21 protein-coding genes are annotated in these 26,061 nt (G+C 66.9%); 7 read left to right on the top strand and 14 right to left on the bottom strand.

Translation table 11 applies throughout. The annotated features are described in order from the left end of the window. The first annotated feature begins 254 nt into the window (after nt 1–254). Complete coding sequence (gene gltB, locus ASE66_RS11535; protein ID WP_082613363.1) at nt 255–4,985, top strand: glutamate synthase large subunit; 4,731 nt, start codon at nt 255–257, stop codon at nt 4,983–4,985. A 4-nt stretch (nt 4,986–4,989) separates the two neighbouring features. Beyond that, nucleotides 4,990–6,414, top strand: a complete 1,425-nt coding sequence (locus ASE66_RS11530) for a glutamate synthase subunit beta (protein ID WP_057189738.1) — start codon at nt 4,990–4,992, stop codon at nt 6,412–6,414. Between the two features lie 129 nt (nt 6,415–6,543). Here ASE66_RS11530 and mutT read toward each other — a convergent pair whose 3' ends face one another. The 5 genes from mutT to ASE66_RS11505 form a co-directional block, all read right to left on the bottom strand. Beyond that, on the bottom strand, nt 6,544–6,948 hold the full coding sequence (mutT, locus tag ASE66_RS11525; protein ID WP_057189737.1) for an 8-oxo-dGTP diphosphatase MutT: 405 nt from the start codon (nt 6,946–6,948) through the stop codon (nt 6,544–6,546). 8 nt (nt 6,949–6,956) lie between these two features. Continuing rightward, nucleotides 6,957–7,463, bottom strand: a complete 507-nt coding sequence (locus tag ASE66_RS11520) for a hypothetical protein (protein ID WP_082613362.1) — start codon at nt 7,461–7,463, stop codon at nt 6,957–6,959. Next, nucleotides 7,460–8,401 (bottom strand): DMT family transporter, encoded by a 942-nt coding sequence (locus ASE66_RS11515; RefSeq protein ID WP_057189735.1) that lies wholly within the window; start codon nt 8,399–8,401, stop codon nt 7,460–7,462. The genes ASE66_RS11520 and ASE66_RS11515 overlap by 4 nt, the downstream gene beginning before the upstream one ends. Beyond that, nucleotides 8,370–9,620 (bottom strand): bifunctional glutamate N-acetyltransferase/amino-acid acetyltransferase ArgJ, encoded by a 1,251-nt coding sequence (gene argJ / locus ASE66_RS11510; protein ID WP_057189734.1) that lies wholly within the window; start codon nt 9,618–9,620, stop codon nt 8,370–8,372. Before argJ ends, ASE66_RS11515 begins: the two co-directional genes overlap by 32 nt. Before the next feature lie 135 nt (nt 9,621–9,755). Continuing rightward, nucleotides 9,756–10,610, bottom strand: coding sequence for a peptidylprolyl isomerase (locus ASE66_RS11505; protein WP_057189733.1), 855 nt, complete (start codon nt 10,608–10,610; stop codon nt 9,756–9,758). 307 nt (nt 10,611–10,917) lie between these two features. On the opposite strand from ASE66_RS11505, the gene secA reads away from it, so the two are divergent. Next, the gene (gene secA, locus ASE66_RS11500) at nt 10,918–13,764 is read left to right on the top strand and encodes a preprotein translocase subunit SecA (protein WP_057189732.1); all 2,847 of its coding nucleotides are present in this window, start codon (nt 10,918–10,920) and stop codon (nt 13,762–13,764) included. A 33-nt stretch (nt 13,765–13,797) separates the two neighbouring features. On the opposite strand, the gene ASE66_RS11495 is transcribed toward secA, so the two are convergent. The 3 genes from ASE66_RS11495 to ASE66_RS11485 all read right to left on the bottom strand — a co-directional run bounded on the left by ASE66_RS11495 (nt 13,798) and on the right by ASE66_RS11485 (nt 16,478). After that, nucleotides 13,798–14,586 carry a 2-keto-4-pentenoate hydratase gene (locus ASE66_RS11495; protein ID WP_057189731.1) on the bottom strand — a complete coding sequence of 263 codons (789 nt, stop codon included), beginning with the start codon at nt 14,584–14,586 and terminating at the stop codon, nt 13,798–13,800. A gap of 86 nt (nt 14,587–14,672) precedes the next feature. Beyond that, nucleotides 14,673–15,248, bottom strand: coding sequence for a hypothetical protein (locus tag ASE66_RS11490; RefSeq protein ID WP_057189730.1), 576 nt, complete (start codon nt 15,246–15,248; stop codon nt 14,673–14,675). 24 nt (nt 15,249–15,272) lie between these two features. Then, nucleotides 15,273–16,478 carry an MFS transporter gene (locus ASE66_RS11485; RefSeq protein ID WP_057189729.1) on the bottom strand — a complete coding sequence of 402 codons (1,206 nt, stop codon included), beginning with the start codon at nt 16,476–16,478 and terminating at the stop codon, nt 15,273–15,275. 104 nt (nt 16,479–16,582) lie between these two features. Here ASE66_RS11485 and ASE66_RS11480 point away from each other — a divergent pair, with 104 nt between their 5' ends. Then, nucleotides 16,583–17,404 (top strand): AraC family transcriptional regulator, encoded by an 822-nt coding sequence (locus tag ASE66_RS11480; RefSeq protein ID WP_057189728.1) that lies wholly within the window; start codon nt 16,583–16,585, stop codon nt 17,402–17,404. An 80-nt stretch (nt 17,405–17,484) separates the two neighbouring features. On the opposite strand, the gene ASE66_RS11475 is transcribed toward ASE66_RS11480, so the two are convergent. From ASE66_RS11475 to ASE66_RS11460, 4 genes are all read right to left on the bottom strand, one after another. Beyond that, on the bottom strand, nt 17,485–18,393 hold the full coding sequence (locus ASE66_RS11475) for a TorF family putative porin (RefSeq protein WP_057189727.1): 909 nt from the start codon (nt 18,391–18,393) through the stop codon (nt 17,485–17,487). Nucleotides 18,394–18,604: 211 nt separating this feature from the next. Beyond that, nucleotides 18,605–20,023, bottom strand: coding sequence for a L,D-transpeptidase family protein (locus tag ASE66_RS11470; protein WP_156412107.1), 1,419 nt, complete (start codon nt 20,021–20,023; stop codon nt 18,605–18,607). 197 nt (nt 20,024–20,220) lie between these two features. Then, nucleotides 20,221–21,174, bottom strand: a complete 954-nt coding sequence (locus ASE66_RS11465) for an acetyl-CoA carboxylase carboxyltransferase subunit alpha (protein WP_200964585.1) — start codon at nt 21,172–21,174, stop codon at nt 20,221–20,223. Between the two features lie 108 nt (nt 21,175–21,282). After that, complete coding sequence (locus tag ASE66_RS11460) at nt 21,283–22,053, bottom strand: class I SAM-dependent methyltransferase (RefSeq protein ID WP_057189919.1); 771 nt, start codon at nt 22,051–22,053, stop codon at nt 21,283–21,285. A 123-nt stretch (nt 22,054–22,176) separates the two neighbouring features. On the opposite strand from ASE66_RS11460, the gene gloB reads away from it, so the two are divergent. The 3 genes from gloB to ASE66_RS11445 are packed head-to-tail and all read left to right on the top strand — an operon-like array spanning nt 22,177 to nt 24,167. Continuing rightward, nucleotides 22,177–22,941, top strand: a complete 765-nt coding sequence (gene gloB / locus ASE66_RS11455; RefSeq protein ID WP_057189725.1) for a hydroxyacylglutathione hydrolase — start codon at nt 22,177–22,179, stop codon at nt 22,939–22,941. A 6-nt stretch (nt 22,942–22,947) separates the two neighbouring features. Further along, the gene (locus ASE66_RS11450; RefSeq protein ID WP_057189724.1) at nt 22,948–23,403 is read left to right on the top strand and encodes a cupin domain-containing protein; all 456 of its coding nucleotides are present in this window, start codon (nt 22,948–22,950) and stop codon (nt 23,401–23,403) included. 2 nt (nt 23,404–23,405) lie between these two features. Then, nucleotides 23,406–24,167: a GNAT family N-acetyltransferase gene (locus ASE66_RS11445; RefSeq protein WP_057189723.1), complete on the top strand. Its 762-nt coding sequence runs from the start codon at nt 23,406–23,408 to the stop codon at nt 24,165–24,167. A gap of 3 nt (nt 24,168–24,170) precedes the next feature. Here the strand turns inward: ASE66_RS11445 and ASE66_RS11440 are convergent, their stop codons facing one another. Further along, entirely contained in the window at nt 24,171–25,058 is an 888-nt protein-coding gene (locus tag ASE66_RS11440; RefSeq protein ID WP_057189722.1) for a DMT family transporter, read from the bottom strand. A 147-nt stretch (nt 25,059–25,205) separates the two neighbouring features. Next, nucleotides 25,206–26,036 (bottom strand): alpha/beta fold hydrolase, encoded by an 831-nt coding sequence (locus ASE66_RS11435; protein ID WP_057189721.1) that lies wholly within the window; start codon nt 26,034–26,036, stop codon nt 25,206–25,208. Nucleotides 26,037–26,061: the final 25 nt, after the last annotated feature.

Raw genomic sequence — 26,061 nt, 5'->3', positions numbered from 1 at the left:
ACCGTACGACGCGCGCCGCCCGCAAAACGGCGGCGTGACCGGGCGCGACAGGGCTTAGGCCCGAGGCGCCTGCGGAGGACGCGGGCGCAAGACCAGACCAGCGCAAGCAACCTTCGCAAACAGACGATAGAGCCGGACCGGCCCGATCCTTGCTCGACAAGGTGGAAGCTGGAGCGGCGGCGGCGCGGCAACGCGCGGACTTTGGCTGGCTCCCAAGCAGATGCTGCCGGGGCTGAAGGCGGGCGGAGGCGACGATGAGCGAAGGCAGCAAGGCGAGCGCGATGGCCAAGAGCACTGCTAAAACCGCCACGACAGCCGCTTTCGAGCGTTTCCCGGAGGTGCGCGACCCGGCCATGCCGGCGCGCCAAGGCCTCTACGACCCGTCCTATGAGAAGGATTCCTGCGGCGTCGGCTTCATCGCCGACATGAAGAACCGCAAGAGCCACGCGATCGTCGCGCAAGGCCTGCAGATCCTGCACAATATCGACCATCGCGGCGCGGTCGGCGCCGATCCCAAGCTCGGTGACGGCTGCGGCATCCTCACCCAGATCCCGCATCGCTTCTTCAAGGAAGAATGCGCCAGGGTCGGCATCGAATTGCCCGCGCCCGGTCACTACGCCATCGGCCAGTTCTTCATGCCGCAGGAGGCCGACAACCGCGCCGTCTGCGAGGAGATCGTCGCCCAGACGGTCGAGGAGGAAGGCCTGATCTTCCTCGGCTGGCGCGACGTGCCGGTCGACAACAGCGATCTCGGCGAGGCCGTCAAGGAGACCGAGCCCTGCCATCGCCAGATCTTCGTCGGCCGCCCGGCCGAGATCACCGATGAGGACGAGTTCGAGCGCCAGGTCTACGTCCTCAGAAAGTCGGTCTCGAACAAGGTCTACAAGCGCCATGACCGGGCGACCGCGACCTATTATCCGGTCTCGTTCTCCTGCCGAACCATCGTTTACAAGGGCATGGTGCTGGTCACCCAGCTCGGCGACTACTTCAAGGACCTGACCGACGAGCGCTTCGAGAGCGCCCTCGCCCTCGTCCACCAGCGCTTCGCCACCAACACCTTCCCGTCCTGGCGCCTCGCCCACCCCTACCGGATGGTCGCCCATAACGGCGAGATCAACACGCTGCGCGGCAATGTCAACTGGATGGCGGCCCGGCAGGCCTCGGTCGATTCCGAGCTCTTCGGCGCCGACATCTCCAAGCTCTGGCCGATCTCCTATGAGGGCCAGTCCGACACCGCCTGCTTTGACAACGCCCTCGAATTCCTGGTCCAGGGCGGCTATTCGCTCGCCCACGCCATGATGATGCTGGTGCCGGAGGCCTGGGCGGGCAACCCGCTCATGGACGACAGCCGGCGCGCCTTCTACGAATACCATGCCGCGCTGATGGAGCCGTGGGACGGCCCCGCCGCGATCGCCTTCACCGATGGCCGCCAGATCGGCGCGACGCTCGACCGCAACGGCCTGCGCCCCGCGCGCTACCTCGTCACCGATGACGGGCTCGTCGTACTCGCCTCGGAGTTCGGCGTGCTGCCGATCCCGGAGGAGAAGATCGTCCAGAAGTGGCGGCTCCAGCCCGGCAAGATGCTGCTGATCGATCTCGAAGAAGGCCGCATCATCGGCGACGACGAGATCAAGCAGACCCTCTGCCTCGCCAACCCCTACAAGGATTGGCTGAAGCGCACCCAGATCGTGCTCGAGGAACTGCCGCCGGTCGAGGCCCGCGCCTCGCGCACCGACGTCGCCTTGCTCGATCGCCAGCAGGCCTTCGGCTACACCCAGGAAGACACCAAGATCCTGATGGCGCCGATGGCGGTGACCGGTCAGGAAGCGGTCGGCTCGATGGGCACGGATACGCCGATCTCGGCGCTCTCCTCGAAGTCGAAGCTGCTCTACACCTATTTCAAGCAGAACTTCGCCCAGGTCACCAACCCGGCGATCGACCCGATCCGCGAGGAGCTCGTGATGAGCCTCCTCTCCTTCATCGGGCCGCGGCCGAACATCCTCGACCTCGAAGGCACCTCGCGCCGCAAGCGCCTGGAAGTGCGCCAGCCGATCCTGACCAATGACGATCTCGAGAAGATCCGCTGCATCGGTCACTATGAGGATCGCTTCGACACCAAGACGCTCGACATCACCTATCCGACGCGCGAGGGCGCGGCCGGCATGGAGGGCGCGATCGCCCGCCTGTGCGAGCGCGCCGAAGCGGCCGTCCACGGCGGCTACAACATCATCATCCTCTCCGACCGGCAGGTCGGCTCCGACCGCATCCCGATCCCGGCTTTGCTGGCCACGGCGGCCGTCCACCATCACCTGATCCGCAAGGGCCTGCGCACCTCGGTCGGCCTCGTCGTCGAATCCGGCGAGCCGCGCGAGATCCATCACTTCGCCCTGCTCGCCGGCTTCGGCGCCGAAGCGATCAATCCCTATCTCGCCTTCGAGACGCTGGAGGCGCTGTTCGAGGCCGGCGAGTTCCCGCCGGAGGTCGACCGCTACGAGGTGGTCAAGCGCTTCATCAAGTCGGTCGGCAAGGGCCTGCTCAAGGTCATGTCCAAGATGGGCATCTCGACCTACCAGTCCTATTGCGGCGCCCAGATCTTCGACGCCGTCGGCCTGCGCAGCGACCTGATCGAGACCTATTTCACCGGCACCATCTCCTCGATCGAGGGCGTCGGCCTGGCCGAGATCGCCGAGGAGAGCGTGCGCCGCCACCGCGACGCCTTCGGCGACTCCCCGGTCTATCGCGACTCGCTCGACATCGGCGGCGAATACGCCTTCCGCATCCGCGGCGAGGCGCATGCCTGGACGCCGGAGAACATCGGCCTGCTCCAGCATGCCGTGCGCGGCAACGCCCGCGACAAGTTCAAGGCCTACTCGGATCTGGTCAATGACCAGACCGAAAAGCTCTCGACCATTCGCGGCCTGTTCCACGTCAAGATGGCGCAGGAGCTTGGCCGCGAGCCGACCCCGCTCGACGAGGTCGAGAGCGCGGTCTCGATCGTCAAGCGCTTCTCGACCGGCGCGATGTCCTTCGGCTCGATCAGCCATGAGGCGCATTCGACGCTGGCGCTGGCGATGAACGCGATCGGCGGCAAGTCGAACACCGGCGAGGGCGGCGAGGAGCCGGAGCGCTTCAAGCCGCTGCCGGACGGGCGCTCGATGCGCTCGGCGATCAAGCAGGTCGCCTCGGGCCGCTTCGGCGTCACCACCGAATACCTCGTCAACTCGGCGATGATGCAGATCAAGGTCTCGCAAGGCGCCAAGCCCGGCGAGGGCGGCCAGCTGCCCGGTCACAAGGTCGATGCCCGCATCGCCAAGGTCCGGCATTCGACCCCGGGCGTCGGCCTGATCTCGCCGCCGCCGCATCACGACATTTATTCGATCGAGGATCTCGCCCAGCTGATCTTCGACCTGAAGAACGTCAATCCGGCGGCCGACGTCTCGGTCAAGCTCGTCTCCGAGCTCGGCGTCGGTACGGTCGCCGCCGGCGTCGCCAAGGCGCGCGCCGACCACATCACCATCGCCGGCTATGAGGGCGGCACCGGCGCTTCGCCGCTGACCTCGATCAAGCATGCCGGCTCGCCCTGGGAGATCGGCCTCGCCGAGACCCACCAGATCCTGGTGATGAACAAGCTGCGCGGCCGCATCGCCCTGCAGGTCGATGGCGGGCTGCGCACGGCGCGCGACATCATCATCGGCGCGCTGCTCGGGGCCGACGAGTTCGGCTTCGCCACCGCGCCGTTGATCGCCGCCGGCTGCATCATGATGCGCAAGTGCCATCTCAACACCTGCCCGGTCGGCGTCGCGACGCAGGATCCGGTGCTGCGCAAGCGCTTCAAGGGCCAGCCCGAGCACGTCATCAATTTCTTCTTCTTCCTCGCCGAGGACGTGCGCGAGATCATGGCCGAGATGGGCGTGAAGAGCTTCGATGAGCTCGTCGGCCGCTCCGACTGGCTCGACAAGAAAGAGGCGATCGACCACTGGAAGGCCAGGGGGCTCGATTTCGCCCGCATCTTCCACAAGCCGGAGCCGGGTCCGGGCGTCGCCATCCGCAATGTCGAGCGCCAGGTCCACCCGATCGAATCGGTGCTCGACCGCACGCTGATCGCCAAGGCCGGCGCCTCGCTCGATACCGGCGCGCCGGTGGTGATCGAGAGCGCAATCCGCAATGTCGACCGCTCGACCGGCGCGATGATCTCCGGCGAGATCGCCAAGCGCCATGGCGGGCTCGGCCTGCCGGACGATGCAATCACGGTGAAGCTGACCGGCACCGCCGGCCAGAGCTTCGGCGCCTGGGTCGCGGCCGGCGTGACGCTCGATCTGACCGGCCAGGCCAACGACTATGTCGGCAAGGGCCTGTCGGGCGGTAAGTTGATCATCCGGCCCGACCCCAGGTCGCGCACGCTCGCAGAAGAGGCGATCATCGTCGGCAACACCGTGCTTTACGGCGCGATCTCCGGCGAATGCTACTTCCGCGGCGTCGCCGGCGAGCGCTTCGCCGTGCGCAACTCCGGCGCGATCGCGGTGGTCGAGGGCACCGGCGACCATGGCTGCGAATACATGACCGGCGGCGTCGTCGTCGTGCTCGGCCAGACCGGGCGCAACTTCGCGGCCGGCATGTCGGGCGGCATCGCCTATGTCCTCGACGAGGACAAGAGCTTCGCCAAGCGCTGCAATCTCTCCATGGTCGATCTTGAGCCGGTGCCGGAGGAGGAGGAGCTGACGCAGCGCCTCTACCACCATGGCGGCGACCTCGAGTTCAAGGGCCGCATCGACGTCATGGCCAACATGTCCGGCTATGACGCCGAGCGCCTGCACCAGCTCATCGCCAACCACCTGAAATATACAGGGTCGGCGCGGGCACAGGCGATCCTGGAGAACTGGGCGGATTATCTGCCCAAATTCGTCAAGGTCATGCCGGTCGAGTACCGGCGCGCACTACTGGAAATCGAGCGGGCCCAGGCCGGCGTCTCGGTCGCGGCGGAGTGAGACGATGGGCAAGGTAACCGGCTTTCTCGAGATCGACCGCCGCGACCGGAAGTATCGTCCGGCCTCGGATCGGATCCGCAACTACAAGGAGTTCGTGATCCCGCTCGGCCGGGAGGCAACCCGCGACCAGGCGGCGCGCTGCATGAATTGCGGCATCCCGTATTGTCACAATGGCTGCCCGGTCAACAACCAGATCCCGGACTGGAACGACCTCGTCTACAACGACAAGTGGCGTGAAGCGCTCGGCAACCTGCACTCGACCAACAACTTCCCCGAGTTCACCGGCCGTGTCTGCCCCGCCCCTTGCGAGGCCTCCTGCACGCTGAACCTCGAGGACACCCCGGTCACCATCAAGTCGATCGAATGCGCGATCGTCGACAAGGGCTGGGAGGAGGGCTGGATCGTTCCCGAGCCGGCCGAGGTCAGGACGGGAAAGAAGATCGCGATCATCGGCTCCGGCCCGGCCGGCCTCGCTGCCGCCCAGCAGCTCGCCCGCGTCGGCCATGAGGTCCATGTCTATGAGCGGCAGGCCCGCGCCGGCGGCCTGTTGCGCTATGGCATTCCCGACTTCAAGATGGAGAAGTCGCATGTCGACCGGCGGGTCATCCAGATGGAGGCCGAAGGCGTCGTCTTCCACTACGGCGTCAATGTCGGCATCGATATCGATCCGCAGGAGCTGCTCGCGCAATATGACGCCATCGGCCTGACCGGTGGCGCCGAGAAGCCGCGCGACCTGCCGATCGAGGGCCGTGACCTCGACGGCGTCCAGTTCGCCATGGACTTCCTGCCGCAGCAGAACCGCCGCAATGGCGGCGAGCCGGAGACATCAGGCAATGCCCGCCCGATCCTGGCCGGCGGCAAGCATGTCGTCGTCATCGGCGGCGGCGACACCGGCTCCGACTGCATCGGCACCTCGGTGCGCCAGGGCGCGCTCTCGGTCACCCAGCTCGAGATCATGCCGCAGCCGCCTGAGAAGGAGAACAAGCAGCTGACCTGGCCGAACTGGCCGCTGAAGCTGCGGACCTCCTCCAGCCATGAGGAAGGCGCCGAGCGCGACTTCGCCGTCGGCACCGTCAAGTTCACCGGCGAGAACGGCAAGGTGAAGACGCTGCACTGCGCCAAGGTCGACGCCCAGTTCAAGCCGATCGAAGGCAGCGAGTTCCAGCTCAAGGCCGATCTCGTCCTGCTCGCCATGGGCTTCGTCTCGCCGGTGCATGACGGCCTGCTCGCCAAGCTCGGCGTCAACATCGACGGGCGCGGCAATGTCGCGGCCAACATGCTGGCCTACAAGACCTCGGTCGAGAAGGTCTTCGCCGCCGGCGACATGCGCCGCGGCCAGTCGCTGGTGGTCTGGGCGATCCGCGAGGGCCGCCAGATGGCGCATTCGATCGACAAGCACCTGATGGGCGAGACCATCCTGCCGCGCTGAGCGGCAGGCCAACGCGTGTCATGCTCGGGCGAAGACCCGAGCATCTCAGGCCGGAAGAGGCTCAGGCGCCTTTGTCTCACGAGATTCTCGGGTCTGCGCTTCGCGCCGCCCGAGGATGACGGGCCTCGCTCAAGCCCCCAGCAGATCGACCAGCGGCGGGATCAGCGGCTCGTCCGCCGGCGGCATGGCGAGGTCGCGCAGCTTGCCGGGGCGCACCCATTTCAGCGCCTGTCCCTCGCGCGAGCTGACCATCCCCTCCCAGCGCCGGCAGATATAGAGCGGCATCAGCAGGTGGAACTCGGGATAGGCGTAGCTGGCGAAGGTCAGCGGCGCGAGGCAGGCTTCCTTGACCTCGATGCCGAGTTCCTCGGCTAGCTCGCGGATCAGCGCCGGCTCCGGCCGCTCGCCCGCCTCCAGCTTGCCGCCGGGAAACTCCCACAGGCCCGCGAGGGACTTGCCTTCGGGACGTTGGGTGACGAGCACGCGATTGTCGGAATCGATCAGCGCACAGGCGACGACGAGTAGAAGTTTCACGGCAAGAACTAATGTCCCGAAAGGATGACCTCGACCGGCTCGGTTTCCTTGCCGGTCAGCGTGACCTCGTCATAGACCGTACCGCCCTCGCGGAAAATCGCATCTTCCTCGCCCCAGATCACCTGGGTCGAGACGAAGTAGCTGCCGGGCGCGACCTTGTCGAAGCTGAAGCGGCCCCTGGCCGTCGTCTTGGTCGTCCGGGTGAACTGCGCATAAAGCGGATCGACCTGGCCGTTGGGATAGCGCCAGTGCGGCAGGAACTTGGTCTTCTCGAAGATGCTGCTGAAGCGTTCGCGGGCATAGGCCGTCGCCGGGATCAGCTTGACGACCTCACCGGCGGCATTCACGACCTGGCCCTTCGCGCGCGTCCTGAAGGCATGGCCGACGATGGTGCCGGTTCCGGGCTTGCGGATGACCGCTGCCTCCTCGGCCGAGAAGGACGACGTCGTCACCGGTCCCTGCACGCAAGAACCCAACAGGGCCGCAAGGCCCAGCACGCATGCGATCCTCGTCATCTGGCTCGTCCCCCCGCAGGCGCCGTCGAGACCAGGAAGACGCCTGCGAGGATGATGCAACCTCCGATAATCTGCCGCAACTCCAGCGTTTCACCGAGCACGAGTACACCCATGCCGGCAGCGACCGCCGGTACCAGATAGCCGGTCATCGCCGCGCGCGTCGGCCCGGCGGCGCGGATCAGCCGCATGAAGAACGTCACCGGCAGCGCCGTCGCGAACACGCCGAGCGCCAGCACCGCCTGCCAGTGCGGCGCGAGAGCAGTGAGCGCCGCCCCTCCGGAGAAAATCAGCGTCAGCAGCAGCGCTCCCGAGCCCGAGACCATCTGTTGGCCGAGCGCGAGGCGGATCGGATCGCCCGCCCGCGGCGGGACTGCGCGCGTATAGAGATTGGCACAGGCATAGGAGAGCGTCGCGCCGATCATGGCGAGAAGGCTCAGCGCTGTGCCGCCACCCTCGACCAGCCGTGGCCCGATCAGGATGGCAACGCCGGCCATGCCGACCATGATGCCTATGAGGCGGCGCCGGCTCAGGCGCTCCTCGGCGAACAGGAGATGCGCGAACAGCGCCGTGACCAGCGGTCCCGCCGCCTGGATCATCGCCGCCGGGCCGCTGGCAAGCTGGATCAGCGCATAGGCGACGAGCACGTTCGGCAACCAGCCATTGGCCGTGCCAAGCACCAGCCAATGGCGAATCTCGTGGCGACGCGGCAGTGGGCTCTGGCCGCGCGCTGCGACGAAGAGCGCCAGCGTCGCCGCGCCGAGCAGGCCGCGGCCAGCGGCGATCGCCCAGGGCGAGACGTCGCCCGCCATCAGCTTGATGAACAGGTAGCTCGAGCCCCAGAGGAACGAGCAGGCGGCGAGGTTGCCGACGATGAAGCTCTTGCTCGGGGCTACCGGCCCCGAGGGCTCAGGAGCGGTAGTCGCCGTTGATCTCGACATAGGCCTTGGTCAGGTCGCAGGTCCAGACGGTAGCCTTGCCGCGGCCGAGGCCGAGATCGGCGGTGACGACGATGTGCTCGCCCTTCATGTAGTCGGAGACGGCCTGCTCGTCATACGAGCCGGCACGCGCACCGGCTTCCGCGACCTTGATCGCGCCGAAGGAGATGTCGAGCCTGTCGCGATCGGCCGGCTCGCCGGCCTTGCCGACCGCCATGACGATGCGGCCCCAATTGGCGTCCTCGCCGGCGACCGCGGTCTTGACCAGCGGCGAATTGGCGATCGAGAACGCGACCCTCTTGGCCGAGCGCGCCGACTTCGCCCCGACGACGCGGACCTCGACAAATTTGCGGGCACCCTCGCCGTCCTTGCAGACCAGGTGCGACAGCTCCAGCAGCAGCGCGTTCAGCGCCCGCTTGAAGCCGGAGAGCCGGGCGTCCGCCGGGTCGGTAATTTCGGGGACGCCGCGGGCTTTCGCCTTGCCGGTCGAGAACAACATCAGCGTGTCGGAGGTCGAGGTGTCGCTGTCGACGGTGATCGCGTTGAACGAGCCCTTGACGCCCTTCGACAGCAGCGCCTGCAGCACGGGCGCCGCGATCGGCGCATCGGTGAAGACGAAGGAGAGCATCGTCGCCATATCAGGCGCGATCATGCCAGCGCCCTTGGCGATGCCGGCGATGACCACCTCATGCCCGTCGATCCTGGCCTTGCGCGAGACCGCCTTCGGGAAGGTGTCGGTGGTCATGATCGCCTTGGCCGCATCCGACCAGGGGCCATCGGCGGCACGCTTGGCGCAATCGGCCAGCACGCCCTCGAACTTGGTCGCGTCGAGCGGCTCGCCGATCACGCCGGTCGAGGCGATGAAGACCTCCTCCGCCTTGCAGCCCGCGGCCTTGGCCGCGATCTTCGCGGTCAACGCGACCGAGTCGCGGCCTTTCAGGCCCGTGAAGGCATTGGCGTTGCCGGAGTTGACGACGATGGCGCGCGCCTTGCCCTGCGCCAGATTCTCCCGGCACCAGTCGACCGGGGCCGAGGGGCATTTCGAGCGGGTGAAGACGCCGGCAGCCTGCGAGCCCTCGTCGAGCAGGACAAGCACCACGTCGGTGCGGCCCTTGTAGCGGATGCCCGCCTCGGCGGTGGCGAAGCGCACGCCCGGCACGGCCGGGACCTTGGGCTGGCGCTTCGGCGCGAGCGGAGAAACGGGAACATCCTTGCCGGCCATCGTGCGCCTCCTCGAAAAAGCTCGCTCGATTTGCCGCAGCGGCGGAGGGAAGGCAAGGGTCAGAACCCCTCCAAAAGCAAACGCCCGGGCATGGCCCGGGCGCATCGCGACGATCCTGTGAAAGATGCGGCCCGCTCAGGGCTTTTTCGGCTCGGCCGGAGCCGGGGTCGCAGGCGTTGCCGGGGTGGCCGGCTTGTCGAGGCGCTCGACCTTGGCCTTCTCGCGCAGCGCGACGATGATGTCCTGCTGCGCCTTGCGGACCAGGTACTGGTCGATCTGCGGCTTGACCTCGTCGAAGCTCGGCAGCGGCTTGCTGCGCTTGTCCTCGAGCTTGATCACGTGCCAGCCGAACTGGCTCTTCACGGGCTCGGAGACCTGGCCCTTCTCCAACTTGAAGGCAGCCTCGGCGAATTCGGGCACCATCCGGTCCTTGGCGAACCAGCCGAGATCGCCGCCCTCCTTGCCCGAGCCCGGATCCTTGGAGAGCTCGGCCGCGACCTTGGCGAAGTCCTCGCCCTTCTTCACCCGCTCGAGCGCCGCCTTGGCCTCCGCCTCTTCCGGCACCAGGATGTGGCGCGCGTGCACCTCTTCCTCGGGCTTCATCGCCTTGACGGTATCTTCGAAGAGCTTCTTCGCTGCCTCCGGCGTCGCCGCCTTCTTGGCCTCGGTCGTCAGGTATTCGTCGAGCAAGAGCTTGTCGCGGTTGTAGGCGAGGCGCTTGGCGAACTCCGGTCCATCGCCGATCTTGGCGGCCGCCGCGGACTTGGCGCCGAGCTTGAGGTCGACCAGATAGTTGATCAGCTCCTCGCGCTTGCGCTCCTCCGGCATCTGCGCGGTGCGCTCGCCGAGATCGTCTTCGGCCAGCTTGAGGTCGCCTTCGGTGATGGTGATGCCATCGACCTTGGCGACGGGCTTGTCCTGTTGCGCGAGGGCCGGCACGGCGGCCAGCGCGAAGCCTAGCGACAGCATGGCGAGACGGGAGGACAACATCGGTGCGGCCTTTCAGTGGACGGCGCGGAGATCGATCTCGCCGGCTGAGTGCCAGCAGAACGCGGCGTTGGCAAGACGAGGCTTCGCACATCAACGCGAGCCGGCAGGCATGGTTCAATGCGCCGAAGCGCCGCGGCGCCGGGCAGAGCCTCTTGGAACCGGCTTGGCCGGACCTTACATGCGCGCGGATGAGCGCGTGCTGGACCACGCGCTTGCGCCCGTCTAAACACGCGCGTGAAATTCTGAGTGTTACCGCTTTCGGTCGCGCCTGCTGGCGCCGGCCGGATTCGCCATTGAAAGGCCAGACATGCTTGGCGCGCTTGCAAAGAAACTCTTCGGCTCGTCGAACGATCGGCGGGTGAAGGGCTACCAACCCCGCGTCGCCGCGATCAACGCGCTCGAAGCCGAGGTCTCCCAGCTCTCCGATGAGGCTCTCCGCGCCCGCACTGATACCTTCAAGCAGCAGATCGCCGACGGCGCCAAGCTCGACGACCTGCTCGTGCCGGCCTTCGCCACCGTGCGCGAGGCGGCCAAGCGCGTGCTCGGCCAGCGCCATTTCGACGTCCAGCTGGTCGGCGGCATGGTGCTGCACGAGGGTTCGATCGCCGAGATGAAGACCGGCGAGGGCAAGACGCTGGTTGCGACCCTGCCGGTCTATCTCAACGCGCTCGCCGGCAAGGGCGTCCATGTCGTCACCGTCAACGACTACCTCGCCCGCCGCGACGCCGAGTGGATGGGCAAGATCTACAATTTCCTCGGACTGACCTTCGGCATCATCGTGCACGGCCTCGACGACGAGGAGCGCCAGCGCGCCTATGCCAGCGACATCACCTACGGCACCAACAACGAGTTCGGCTTCGACTACCTGCGCGACAACATGAAGTACGAGGTCGCGCAGATGAGCCAGCGCGGCCACCATTTCGCGATCGTCGACGAGGTCGACTCGATCCTGATCGACGAAGCTCGCACGCCGCTGATCATCTCCGGCCCGCTCGACGACAAGTCGGACCTCTACTTCGCGATCGACAAGGTCCTGCCGGGGTTGGTCAAGACCGATTACGAGGTCGACGAGAAGCAGCGCACCGTTGCTCTGACCGAGGCCGGCAACGACCATATCGAGCAGTTGCTGAGGGAAGCCGGGCTGCTCAAGGAAGGCGATCTCTACGACTCCGCCAATGTCACCCTGGTGCACCATGTCAACCAGGCACTGCGGGCGCACACCCTCTTCAGTCGCGACAAGGACTACATCGTCCGTAATGACGAGGTCGTCATCATCGACGAGTTCAGCGGCCGCATGATGCCGGGCCGGCGCTATTCCGAAGGTCTGCACCAGGCGCTCGAGGCCAAGGAAAACGTCACCGTCCAGCCCGAGAACGCGACACTCGCCTCGATCACCTTCCAGAACTATTTTCGCCTCTACAAGAAGCTCGCCGGCATGACCGGCACGGCCGCCACCGAGGCCGACGAGTTCGAACAGATCTACAAGCTCGAAGTTGTCGAGATCCCGACCAATGTCCCGGTCGCCCGTATCGACGACGACGACGAGGTTTATCGCAGCTTCCCAGAGAAGGTGAAGTCGATCATCAAGGAGCTCGACCGCGCCAGCGAGCGCCTGCAGCCGGTGCTGGTCGGCACCGCCTCGATCGAGAAATCCGAGCTCGTCGCCGAGATGCTGGTCGCCGCAGGCTTCAAGCAGATCGACTTCTCGCAGCCGGACGCGCTCGACAAGCTCTACGCCGCAGCCCGCTCGGGCAAGAGCGCCAAGCAGTTCGCCGTGCTGAACGCCCGCTTCCACGAGCAGGAGGCCTTCATCGTCGCCGAGGCCGGCGTGCCCGGCGCGATCACCATCGCGACCAACATGGCCGGCCGCGGCACCGACATCAAACTCGGCGGCAATGTCGAGATGCGCGTCGCGCACGAGACCGCCGGCATGGAGGACGGGCCGGAGAAGCAGGCGAAGATCAAGGCGATCGAAGAGGAGGTCGCGCGCTTCCGCGAGATCGTGCTCAACGCCGCCGAGACCATCGAGCTCGAGCCGGCCAAGGGCTCGCGCCCGGCCAAGACCATGACCCGCCCCGGCGGCCTCTACATCATCGGCACCGAGCGCCATGAGAGCCGGCGCATCGACAACCAGCTGCGCGGCCGCGGCGGCCGCCAGGGCGACCCGGGCCGCTCGAAGTTCTTCCTGTCGCTGCAGGACGACCTGATGCGCATCTTCGGCTCCGACCGGATGGACGGCATGCTGCAGAAGCTTGGCCTTCAGGAGGACGAGGCCATCGTCCACCCCTGGATCAACAAGGCGGTCGAGAAGGCGCAAGGCAAGGTCGAGGCACGCAACTTCGACATCCGCAAGAACATTCTGAAATACGACGACGTCATGAACGACCAGCGCAAGGTCGTGTTCGAGCAGCGCCGCGAGTTCATGCGGGCCGAGAGCGTGCGCGAGACCATCGACGACATGCGTCACGGCGTCGTCGAGGACACCGTCTCGCGCCGGATTCCCGAGGACGCCTATCCCGAGCAATGGGATGCCGCCGGCCTGCGCGAGGACGTCACGACTTATCTCAACCTCGAATTGCCGATCGAGGACTGGGCCAAGGAAGAGGGCATCGCCGACGCCGAATTGCGCGAGCGCATCCGCAAGACCGCCGACGACGATTATACGGCACGCATCGAGCGCAACACCGAAGAGGTGATGACCTATATCGAGAAGCAGGTCCTGCTGCAGACGCTCGACCATCTCTGGCGCGAGCACCTCGTCACGCTCGACCATCTGCGCCAGGTCATCGGCTGGCGCGGCTATGCCCAGCGCGACCCGCTGAACGAGTACAAGCAGGAAGCCTTCGAGCTGTTCGACAGCCTGATCGGACGTCTGCGCGAGCAGGTCACCGGCAACCTGATGCGCGTCGAAGTCCGCTTCGACGCGCCGCCGGAAGACGGCCCGGCCATCGACCAGGGCGGAAGCGACACCCTGCCGCCCCCGCCTGCCGGCTTCTTCGCCAGCCAGCCGCAATTCGCCGCGACCGATGGCGATGTCGCCCTCGCCGAGCGCAATCCGGCCGATCCCGCGAGCTGGGGCAAGGTCGGCCGCAACGAGCTCTGCCCCTGCGGCTCCGGCAAGAAGTACAAGCACTGCCACGGCCAGTTCGTCTGAACGTGGCGCCGGAGCTGTTCCCCGGCGCCCACCTCAGGCGAAGCGGGCTTCCACCGCGCCGAGCGCGTCGATATCGATCCGGACGCTCGCGCCTGGCGTGAGCCATTGCGTCCGGACGAGGCTGCCGAGCAGGATGATCTCGCCCGCTCGCAGCGGCATGCCGCGCTCGCTGGCATGCCCGGCCAGCCAGGCGAGCGCCGCATAGGGATGGCCGAGCACGTCGGCGCCAATGCCGGCGCCGACTTCGGTCCCATCGATCAGGGTTCGCCCGCTTAAAGTCGCCAGATCGGGCAACGAGGCCGGATCGTGCTCGCGGCCGAGGACTGCGCCGGCGGCGAAGAAATCATCGGCGACCAGCATCGGCGTGCCGATGCCCTGCCAGTCGAGATAGCGGTCATCGACGATCTCGATCGCCGCCATCACCGCCCCGACCGCACTCCGGACGCTATCAGCCGTGAACGGCCCCTGCGGCAGGTCCCGCGCCAGCCTGACCGCGATCTCGCATTCGACGCCGACCCTGACGAAGTCGCCATGCCGGAGTCGCGTATCGCCTCTATGGGTGGTGCCGGCGAAGAGCCCGGCCGCGCAGGGGTGGGCAATGCCGAGATAGTCCTGCATCACCGGCGTGGTGCAGCCGATCTTCCAGCCGATGCGCGCACCGATGCGGCTGCCGGCCAGACGCCCATGGACCGCATCACGCACCGCATAGGCTTCCGCGAGATCGCGTGGCGTGGTTCCGGCGGGCGGCTGCGCCAGCAGCGTCAGGCTCAGCCGAGCAGCGCTGATCTCGTCGGCCGCGGCGGCGATGGCAGTTTCTGACAAGGCAAGGCTCCGAGGGATGGAAGCCACCAGCCTGCCATGTCACGGCACGCACTGGCCAGCGATCTCGGCTCCCATGAACCGAGCGCTCAACCTTCCACGGTGAAGAAACGCAGCAGGTTCGCGTAACCGCGGGCATCGTCGATCGCGCGATGTGTATGCGCGACCGAGCCCAGCCATTCGGCAGGATAACGATCGACGTCGCATTCCCATTGCCCGCGCCCGGTCTTACCGGCGACGAAGGACATCAGGCACAGTGGCGGATGCCTGAAGAGACGGTCAGCGACCCACGGCCCCTCAAGCAGCGGGCCCCCGATAAAGCGTCGCAGATAGTAATCGAACCACGGCCCATCCAGCGCGAGCGGATGAGCGGCAAAGATCGGTTCCCCCTCGATCGAGCCGATCCAGCTCACGAACCGCCGCATCACCACCGAAGGGGACTCCGGATTCTCCGTCGCGGCAGCCCAGGCCAGCGGATGGCGGAACCAGAACGCCATCGTGGTGTTGTCGCGTACAGCGCCGTCGAGCGGCTCCAGGGCCGCCTCGAATTCTCCGATGATGGCACCGCTTGCCGAGACGGCGACGGAGCCGAACGAGAGCATCGAGTTGATGCCTGGCGTCGGCCCGTCGAACTCGCAGTCCGTCACGACATAGAAGGGTGACATACGTCCTCACCAGGCCGATCTGCCTCAGCTCCGCCTGTGCTGCGGCAGTCGCGGCAGCAGGATCGTCAATAGTCCCAGCAGCGGCAGATAGGAACAGACGCGGTAGACAAAGGTGATGCCATAAGCGTCGGCGAAGCCGCCGAGGAAGGCGGCACCGAGCCCGCCGGCGCCGAAGGCGAAGCCGAAGAACATGCCGGCGATCAGGCCGACGCGGCCCGGCACCAGCTCCTGCGCGAACACCACGATCGCCGAGAAGGCCGAGGCGAAGATCAGCCCGATCATCACGCTCAGGACGCCGGTCCAGAACAGGTTGGCATAGGGCAGGAGCAGCGCGAACGGGATCACGCCGAGGATCGAAAACCAGATCACGAAGCGCGCGCCGAAGCGGTCGCCGATCGGCCCGCCGGCGAAGGTGCCGACCGCGGCCGCGCCGAGGAACAGGAACAGCATCAGCTGCGCATCGCGGAAGCCGAGCTGGAACTGCTCGATGACGTAGAAGGTGAAGTAGCTTGAGATGCTCGCCATGTAGACGTTCTTGGTCGCGGTCAGCAGCACCAGGACGAACAGGGCGAAGGCGACGCGCCGCCCGGGCAGCGGCAGAGCGCGGCTGGCGGCGGGGCGGCCGGCCTGCGCCCGGCGATGGGCTGCATACCAGTATCCGACCCGGGTGAGCACGATGACGCCCGCCATGGCGATGACCGACAGCCAGGCGACGCTGCCCTGGCCGAAGGGCAGCACCACGAAAGCGGCCAGAAGCGGCCCCAGCGCCGAGCCGAGATTGCCGCCGACCTGGAACAGCGACTGTGCCAGGCCGTGCCGTCCGCCCGAGGCGAGCCGCGCCACCCGCGACGCTTCCGGATGGAAGATCGCCGAGCCCAGGCCGATCAGGCAGGCGGCCAGGATCAGCGCCGTGAAATTATGGGCATTGCCGAGCAGGATCAGGCCGCCGAAGGTCGAGGCCATGCCCGCCGGCAACGAATAGGGCATCGGCCAGCGATCGGTCACCAGGCCGACGACCGGCTGCAGCAGCGAGGCCGTGACCTGGAAGGCCATGGTCAGCAGGCCGATCTGGACGAAATCCAGCGCGTAATTGGCCTTGAACAGCGGATAGAGCGAGGCCAGCAGCGACTGCATGACGTCGTTCAGCAGGTGGCAGAAGCTGACCGCCAGCAGAACGGAGATCGCCGTCTTCTCGAAGCGGGGGCGGCTCCCCTCCATCGTCGCAACCATTGCGGTACCCTTGAGCGCAAACCTTGACCGGCGCTCCTTCTACAGCGCTTGTCCGTGACCTTCTTTCGTGTTTCGGTCGAATTCTTTCGCGTTTGGGCCAATCGATGAAAAAGCTGCCGCGGCAACGGGTCGATGCCCTCCATGCCGACCATCGCCGCCATCACGGCTCGGTTGCCGATGCGGATGGCGATGTCCTGGTCCGCATCTCCGACAACCCCGCCGGCTATACGATACCGCTGCACAGCCATCGCCATATCCAGCTCCTCTGCGCGTTCTCCGGCGTGGTACAGATCAACACCGAGCGCGGCTGCTGGATGATCCCGCCGGGCCATGGCCTGCTCATACCGGCCCGGCTGCAGCATTCGGTGGAGATGCTGAGCGATGTCAGCATCAAGTCGGTCTATCTCCTGACCGGCCATGATGCCCTGGCGGAGCGCATGCTGCAGGTGCTCGGCGTCACCGATCTCGCCCATGCGCTGATCGCCGAGGCGATCCGCCTGCGCGACACCCCGCCCGGCACCCGCAAGCTCGAGCTCGTCCTGGAACTGCTGACGGCCGAGATCGCCGAGCTGCCGATCCAGCCGCTCGGCCTGCCCTTTCCCGCCGACAGGCGGCTTTCCGCCCTCTGCCGCGCCTATATGGCCGCACCATCGGTCACCGAGCGCCTCGACGACTGGGCCGCGAAGCTGGCGATGAGCCGGCGGACCTTCACACGGCTTTTCCAGCGCGAGACCGGCCTCAGCTTCGTCGCCTGGCGCCAGCAGGCCAGCCTGTTCGCCTGCCTTCCCCGGCTGGCGGAAGGCCTGCCGGTCACGCAGGTCGCCATGCTCGCGGGCTATGACAATGTCGCGGCGTTCACCACCATGTTCAGACGGCGGCTGGGCACAGCGCCGCGCAATTACATGAGGGCCTCGCTGGCGCGTTAGCTTGCTCTCGCATCGTCGAGGCAACGGAAAAGGGCCGCCCTCGCGAGCGGCCCCCAAAACAATCCGTACGATCGCAGCGCTTACTTCGGCGCGAAGATACCGATGCTGCTGGCGGTGATGTCGAAGGAGAGCGTCGCCACCACGGTCGGGTTGCACCACTTCGAGCGGCCCGAACCCGAGGTGATGCCGCGCGGATCGGCGGTCAGCAGGAAGCAATCGCCCTTCGACAGGTTGGTGTCGTGGTAGCGCAGATCCGCCGTCAGGTTCTTCCAGGTATAGGAGACGCCGGCGTTCCAGTAGGCGTAGTCCGGCAGATTGGTCGGCGGCACGGTCGACCAGATCGCGAGATTGGTCGTGCCGAGCCAGTAATGACCGAACTCGCCGGAGACCGACAGGCCTTCCAGGAACGGCAGGTTGTACTTCGCCGTAACCGCGGCATAGGTGCCGGAGGCGCCGGTGCCGAGCCAGTCCCAGGCGTAGAAGACGTTGGCGCCGAGGATCAGCTTGTCCTCGAAATTGTAGCTGACCTTGCCGTAGACCTCGGTGAAATCGGTGTTCTTCGGCGTCCAGAACACGCCGGCGGTGTCGATATAGGCCTTCTCGCCCGGATAATAGTACTGCCAGACGCCGACATCGACGGTGATCGGACCGAACTTCGGCCGGATACCGGCGTAGAAGTCGATCTCGGCCGGCGGGCTGGTCGCCAGATCCACGTTCGAGGCGTAGACGCCGGCATAGACCAGGTTGTCGTAGAACTGCAGCTCGGCGCCGCCCTGGATCGCCGGCTTGCGGTCGGTCTGCGAAATGCCGCGGAAATTATAGTCCGTCATCCCCTTTACGCTGACGGCGATGTCGAACCAGGTGATGCTCGGCGCCACCGGCGCCGGCGGCGCGCCCTTGCGGCTCGGCAGGTCGGAGGCGAGCGCCGAGGCCGCGAATGCCGTCGACAGCGCGAGGCCCGCCAGCAAACCCGAAATCTTGAAAGCCATTACGAACTCCATCGTAGGTCCGCATGACCGCGTCATGCCTTCGTCACGATGAAGCCTTCGCAGCCGCAAAATCGGCAAGATGAGCTTTTTGGCAGCCTGCCGCACCATTGGGCAAAGGCACCGATTTTCGCGGGTTTCGCGCCTAGAAAAGCGCCCGCGGCCATTGCTGGCCGCGGGCGTGATATTCTTGCATCAACTAATGGCGGGGCGTTCAGCGTGCCGTCGGCTGGCTCGCATAGGCCGCGTCGGGCTGCTGCAGCTGCGAGGTCCGCAGGGTCGAGGCCCGGCGCGGCGGCAGCGGCGCTGTCACCGTCTGCGGGGTCTCCGGCACGATCGAGGCGACCGGGGCCTGCTCCTTCGGCTCGGACGAGCCGCCGAGCAGCGGCACGAAGCTCAGCGCCCGCTGGTAGAAAGAAGGCTGCGCCGGCTCGGCCGCGGCCGTCTGGATCGGTGCGGGCGTCGCGGCTCCGGCCGTCGCCTTGGCGACCTGCGTCGCCGCATCGCTCGCCGGCTTGGCGGCGGGCTGGGCAGCCGCAGGCTTGGCGGGGGCGGCGGCGACAACCGGCTTGGCCTCCTCCGCCTGCGCGCTGCTGACGGCGGCGAGTACGGCGTCGTTCTCGGCCGATTCGGCCCGGACGGTCGCCTTGGTGCGACCCTTGTCGTCGAGCACGACGACGCGCGGACCGATCAGCGAATCGACGCGGCTGATGCCGACATCGCGTGAACCCCAGGCCACCGACCTGTTCATCGAATCGGCGCCGGACTGGGCCAGCTGGCGCTTGAACGAGGAATGCTGGTCGCCGTCATCATAGATCAGCTTGACCGCCGGCGTGCCCTTCGAGACCAGCGCCGCGACCTGGATCTCGTCCTGCTGGCGCTTCTGCGCGATCGCCTGCGTCACCGACGGGTCGATCTGAGCGCCGTCGCGGTTGAAGGCATAGCGCCCGCCGGCGACCGAAACCGAGGGCTCGTCCTTGGCCACTTCGAAGAAGTCCGAACCTTCCTTCAGGTTCTTCCAGAAGGCGATGTTCGGGTCGAGCCGGTGCTTGGCGAGATTCTCCGCCGTCATCCGGAACGGATAAGCCTGCATCTGCACGGCGCGCTGCCCGCCATTCTGGGCTTCGCGCACCAGCGCGTAGATCTCGCCGATCTGGTCGTCGGTCATCGAATAGCAGCCGGCCGAGGAGCAGGCGCCATGCACCATCAGATGCGCGCCCGTGCGGCCATGCGCCCGGTCATAGGCATTCGGATAGCCCATGTTGAACGAGACGTAGAACGACGAGTTCGGGTTCATCTGCGCCGGGCTGATGGCGTAGAAGCCCTCCGGCGCCATGCGGTCGCCCTCGCGCACCTTCGGGCCGAGCTGGCCGGACCAGCGGCACATCGGGAAGCTCTTGAGCAGGGCGTACTTGCCGTCGGCGCGCTTCTTCCAGACCTCGAGCTCCGACTCCTTCTTGTAGGAGCGAATCACGATCGGCTGGCTCTTGCTCATGCCCTTCTCGGACATCAGCGTGTAGGTCGCCGACGGAATCGGAATGTTGTGGCGCGCGGAGCCGCGAGAACGCTCCTCTTCGCAGGCTGCCAAAGTGAGGCCGAGGAGCGCCGCCAGCGCGAAATGTCTCACAGCCACGTCGTCAATCCCATCTCGCGCGGACGCGTCAAGCCGACAATTCACCGCGCAACAAGGCCAAATTATGCCCGTTGCCCGGTTGTAGGACCGTTAGCCTTGACCGTTCCTTACCACAGAGGGGCTGCAGATGGCCATATGGTGAAGCCGCGGTAAAGCCTCCGCCTGACCAAATGCACGGTTGCGCACAAATCGTCCGGCTAGAGAGTCCGGCCGATCGCCAGATACTTCTGCGCCCGCCGATCGACGATCTCGTCGGCGCTGAGGCCCGCGAGATCCGAGAGCGCCGCCTCGATCGCGGCGCCCGCTCGCTCGATCGCGGCCTGGGGGTCGCGATGGGCGCCGCCGGTCGGCTCGGTGACGATACGGTCGATCACGCCAAAGCGCAGCAGGTCCTGGGCGGTGATCTTCATGCCGGTCGCGGCATCCTGGGCGCGAGCCGTGTCGCGCCACAGGATCGAGGCCGCGCCTTCCGGCGAGATCACCGAATAGATCGCGTGCTCCAGCATCAGCACCTTGCTGGCGGCGGCGATGGCGATCGCCCCGCCCGAACCGCCCTCGCCGATCACCAGCGCGACGCTCGGCGTGCGTAGCCCAAGGCAGGTCTCGGTCGAGCGCGCGATCGCCTCGGCCTGGCCACGCTCCTCGGCCTCGATGCCGGGATAGGCGCCGGCGGTGTCGATGAAACTCAGCACCGGCAGGCCGAAACGGTCGGCCAGTTCCATCAGGCGCACCGCCTTGCGGTAGCCCTCCGGCTTGGGCATGCCGAAATTGTGCTTGATGCGGGTCTCGGTCGAGTTGCCCTTTTCCTGGCCGATGACGCAGACCGGCTCGCCGCGGAAGCGGCCGAAGCCGCCGACGATCGCCTCGTCCTCGCCGAAGGTGCGGTCGCCGGCGAGCGGCGTGAACTCGTCGATCAGCGCCGCGCAGTAGTCGAGGAAATGCGGGCGCTGCGGATGGCGTGCCACCAGCGTCTTCTGCCAGGGCGTGAGCGTGCCGTAGAGGTCCCTCAGCGCCTGCGAGGCCTTGGCCTCGAGCTTGCCGACCTCCTCGGCGAGCGAGTAGCCGTCGCCCTTGCCGTCGAGCGCGCGCAGTTCATCCGCCTTCGCCTCGAGTTCGGCAACCGGCTTTTCGAAATCGAGATAGCTTCGCATCGACATCCAGATCTGGTCCCGCTTCCCCGGGGAAAAACGCGCGCATGGGGCGCGACGACGGAACGGTCAAAAAAGGCGGCGGACCTTGGCCGCGCCCCGGCGAAATTGTCAACCCGCTGGCAGCTTGCCCTCATCCTGCCGCGGCAGGTGCGAGGAGGAGTGTGCCTGCGGCAGCAGCACCGGCCGGAAGGCGATGCTGCGCCGTGTCGCGCGCAGGGGCGCGCGCCGGTAGAACTGCTTGGTCGCGTCGATGACATGAACGCCGGCGAAAGGCAGCGACAAGCCCGCACCGACCTTCTCCCAGGCCATCGCCGAGCTCATGAACAGGCGCCGGCGCAGCGGCGGCACATAAAGTGCCTCGGCCCAATGCTCGGGCGAGAACATGGCGCGGCGCATCAGTGCTTCGATCTGCGAACGGCTGAACGGCCTGCCATGGCCGAAGGGCGTCGTATCCATCCGCGCCCACAGGCCGCGCCGGTTCGGCACCACGACGATCAGGCGCCCGCCGGGGCTGAGCACCCGCGAAATCTCCTCGAGCAGATCTTCTGGGCTCTCGGTCTCCTCCAGCGCGTGCACCATCAGCACGCGGTCGATCGAGGCGGTCGGCAGCGGCAGCAAGGTCGGCTCGACCAGGGCCGACGCGGAAAGCCCGGGAGAAGGCCAGTTCACCACGCCCTGCGCCGCCGGCATGAAGGCGATAACCCGCTCCGCCTCGCCGCCGAGCAGCGGCAGATAGGGCGTCGCAAAGCCCAGGCCCAGCAGGCGCTGGCGCCGGCAATCGGGCCAGAGCTTCAGCATCACCTTGCCGACGACACGGCGCGCCACATGCCCGAGCGGGCTGGCATAGAAGGTGCGCAGGTCGACGACGTCCAAGGCCATGCCCACGGAGATGGCGCAGCCGCAGCGCGAGTGCAAGAGCCGCCCTTGATGGCACGATCGGCTTGCTCCCGGCGCGGGCTTGCTTCAAGCAGGCGTCTCGACTGCTGATTGCCGGAGCTTCCCATGCCGCTCGACATCCATGTCTTCCGCACGCTCAGCGACAATGCCGGCGCGCTGCTGCGCGACCCCGGTACCGGTGCCTGCGCCACCGTCGACGTTCCCGATGCAGACGAGGTGCTTGCCGCCGCCAAGGCCAAGGGCTGGACGATCAGCCAGGTGCTGGTGACGCATGAGCATGCCGACCATGTCCAGGGCATCGCTGCGCTGAAGCAGGCGACCGGCGCCAAGGTGTTCGCTCCGGAAGCCGCGCGCGCCGGCGCACCCGTCGACGTCGTCCTCGGCGAAGGCGACCGCGTCGCTGTGGGCGGCTACGAGTTCGAGACCTGGGCGACGCCCGGCCATGCCGATGGTCATGTCAGCCTGGTCAGCCAGAAGGCGAAGCTCGCGCTGGTCGGCGATGTCGTCTTCGTCATGGGCTGCGGCCGGGTGATGCCTGGCCGGATGGAAGCGATGTGGACCTCGCTGTCGCGGGTCATGGCGCTGCCGGGCGCGACCACGCTGATCACCGGCCACGATTACACCTTGTCGAACGCACGCTTCGCCGCGGCGATGGACCCGAGCAACCCAGCCGTCGCCGCCCGCCTCGCCGAGGCCGAGGCCGCAAAAGCTGAAGGTCGCTTCTGGGCGCTGACCACCGTCGCCGAGGAGAAGGCGACCAATCCCTTCTTCCGCGCTGGCGAACCGGCGCTCGCCGCGACGCTCGGCATCGTCGGTAAGCCGGCGGGCGAGGTCTTTACGGCACTGCGCGAGGCCAAGAACAGGTTCTGATCCGCGATGAGCACGTTGAACGGCCTCAGCGCCGCCGAGGTCATCCGCCTGCTCGAGCTGAAGCCGCATCCCGAGGGCGGGCATTATCGCGAGACCTTCCGCGATCCCGCCGGACCGGAGGGGCGCGGTTTTTCGACCGCGATCTACTATCTCCTCGATGTCGGCGAGACCTCGGAATGGCATCGCGTCGACGCCGCCGAGATCTGGCACCATTATGCCGGCGCGCCGCTGGTGATCACGCTCTCGCCGAACGGGCATGACGCCTCGGCCCATCATCTCGGCAAGGACCTCGCCGCCGGCCAGCGGCCGCAGATCGTCGTGCCGACCGGGCATTGGCAGAGCGCGACCTCGCTCGGCGCCTGGACGCTGGTCGGCTGCACGGTCGCGCCGGGCTTTGCCTTCTCCGGCTTCGAGATGGCGCCGCCAGACTGGCGGCCGACGCCAAGGCCCGCCGGAGGCTGATTATGGACAAGCCCGTCACCGATATGGCGCTGGTCGGCGCCTGCGAGACCCGTATCGTCAATGCCTGGCCGGCGCCGACGACGCTCGTCGTCGACCAATGGGTCGTGCGCTTCGCCAATGGCTATTCCGGCCGGGCCAACTCGGCCTCCTCGCTGCGCGAGGGCGGCGACATGGACGAGGCGACGCTTACCTTCGTCGAGAACCTCTATCGCCAGGTCGGCCTGCCGCCGCGCATCCGCTTCACCCCGCTGGTCGCCGAGGAGGCCCGTAGGCGCTTCGCCGAGCGCGGCTACCGGGTCGAGACCGCCTCCTTCGGCATGGTCGCAGAGCTCGATCCAAACCTGCACCCGCCAGTCCCCGGCATGATCACGACCGCACAGGCAGACGATGCCTGGATCGACGGCGTCTGCGGCCATCAGACCGGCAACAAGCGCAACCGCGACCACCTGTCCGCGATCGTCTCCGGCGTGCGCCTGCCCGCTGCCTTCGCCACGCTGATGCATGAAGGCCGTCCGGCGGCCTACGCCATGAGCGTCGCAGAGCGCGGCATGGCCGAGATCGGTGCGGTCATCGTCGACGAAGCCTTGCGCGGCAAGGGACTCGGCAAGCGGATGATGCTGGGGCTGATGGGCTGGGCGGCGGCGCAGGGCTGTGCCCAAGCCTATCTCCAGGTCGACCAGAGCAACGGCCTCGCCCTTGAGATGTATCGCAGGCTCGGCTTCCGCACGGTCTACGCCTACGAGACGCGTATTCTCGACGTCTGAGTCCTAGCCTCCGACGGCCTTCGGCGCAGCGGCTTTCGCCGCCGGACCGAAGCTCGCGACCAGCGCGCCGACGACGATCAGCACGCAGGAAATGGCGAGGAGCCAGCTCGCCGGCGCATAGCCCGCGATGACCAGGACCACCGTCGAGAGCACCGGCGCCGCATAGGAGGCGACGCCGAGCAAGGCGACATCGCCCTGCTTCATGCCGACATCCCAGCAGATGAAGGCAAGCCCGATCGAACCGAGGCCGAGGCCGAGGACACCGCCCCACTCGACAAAGCTCGGTGCCCACAAGGTCGTCTCGAAAGCGAGATGGCAGGCAAAGGCGAGGACGGCGCAGCCGAGCATGGTGACGCCGAGGCTCTCCGACGGCACGCTCGAAAAGCGCCGCGACAGCACCGAATAGCTTGCCCAGACAAAGGCGCCGAGCGCCGCCAGCACATGGCCGAGCTGGATGCCCGCGCCGCCCGAGCCGAGGCTGCCGGAGATCAGCATCGCCGTCGCGACAAGGCCGATCAGTGCTCCGATGAGATGGCGAGCCTTGAGCCCTCCACCCGGCAGCAGCGCCGCGAACAGCACGATCAGCAGGGGCCAGAGATAATGGATCAGGTTGGCCTCGGCCGCCGGCGCCGTCTTGACTGCAGCGTAGTACAGCGCCGTGTCGCCGAACGGACCATAGAGCCCGAGCAGGAAGGAGGCTGGCGTTGGCCTCGCCAGATGCAGGCGCCCCCGCGCCGCCGCGATCGCCAGCACGAAGATGCCCCCGATGACGAAGGTCATGCCGACGAGCTGGAACGGCGGCACCCGCCCGGACATGGCGGTGAACAGCGCCAGCGTCGACCAGAGTAGGATGGCGACGAATCCGGTCGCGGTGGCGGTACGGGAGGTCATGAGGCGAACTTCGGAATTGCGACCGAAGACCCGTTAAGCGCTCCGCTGCGCCATCGCCAGCCCGTTCGCCGCACGCTACCCGAGTCCCGCGCAAAAAAACTGCCGGCAGGCCGCAGCAGCGGGGTGCCGGCAGTCTCATCGGTCGCGTCAGCCCTTGATGAAGGCGAGCAGGTCCGCGTTGATCACGTCCGGATGGGTGGTGCACATGCCGTGCGGGAAACCGGCATAGGTCTTCAGCGTGCCGTTCTTGAGCAGCTTGACCGCGAGCGGGGCGGAGTCGGCATAGGGGACGATCTGGTCGTCGTCGCCATGCATCACCAGCACCGGCACCTGGATCGCCTTGAGATCCTCGGTGAAATCGGTTTCCGAGAAGGCCTTGATGCAGTCGTAATGCGCCTTGGCGCCGCCCATCATGCCCTGCCGCCACCAGTTGTCGATGACGCCTTGCGAGACCTTCGCGCCCTCGCGGTTGAAGCCATAGAACGGGCCGGTCGGAACATCGACGTAGAACTGGGCGCGGTTGGCGACGAGCGCGGCGCGGAAGCCATCGAAGACCTCGATCGGCAGGCCGCCCGGGTTCTTCTCGGACTTGACCATGATCGGCGGGACAGCACCGATCAGCACCGCCTTGGCGACGCGGCCGGGCTCGGCGCGGGCGACATAGTGAGCGACCTCGCCGCCACCGGTGGAATGGCCGATATGGATGGCGTTCCGGAGGTTCAGATGAGCGGCGAGCTCGGCCACGTCGGCGGCGTAGGTGTCCATCTCGTTGCCGGTCGCGGTCTGGCTGGAGCGACCATGGCCACGGCGGTCATGCGCGATTACCCGGAAGCCCTGATGCAGGAAGAACAGCATCTGGTTGTCCCAATCGTCGGCGCTGAGCGGCCAACCATGGTGGAAGACGATCGGCTGCGCGTCCTTCGAGCCCCAGTCCTTGTAGAAGATCTCGGTGCCGTCCTTGGTGGTGATCGTGCTCATCTGTCGCTTCCTTCGGCTTGCGGGC

The organism is Allobosea sp. Root483D1 (genome assembly GCF_001429505.1).
Taxonomy (GTDB): Bacteria; Pseudomonadota; Alphaproteobacteria; order Rhizobiales; family Beijerinckiaceae; genus Allobosea.
Note: the sequence above shows the minus strand (reverse complement) of the source record. Positions and strands in the feature narration are given on the sequence as shown.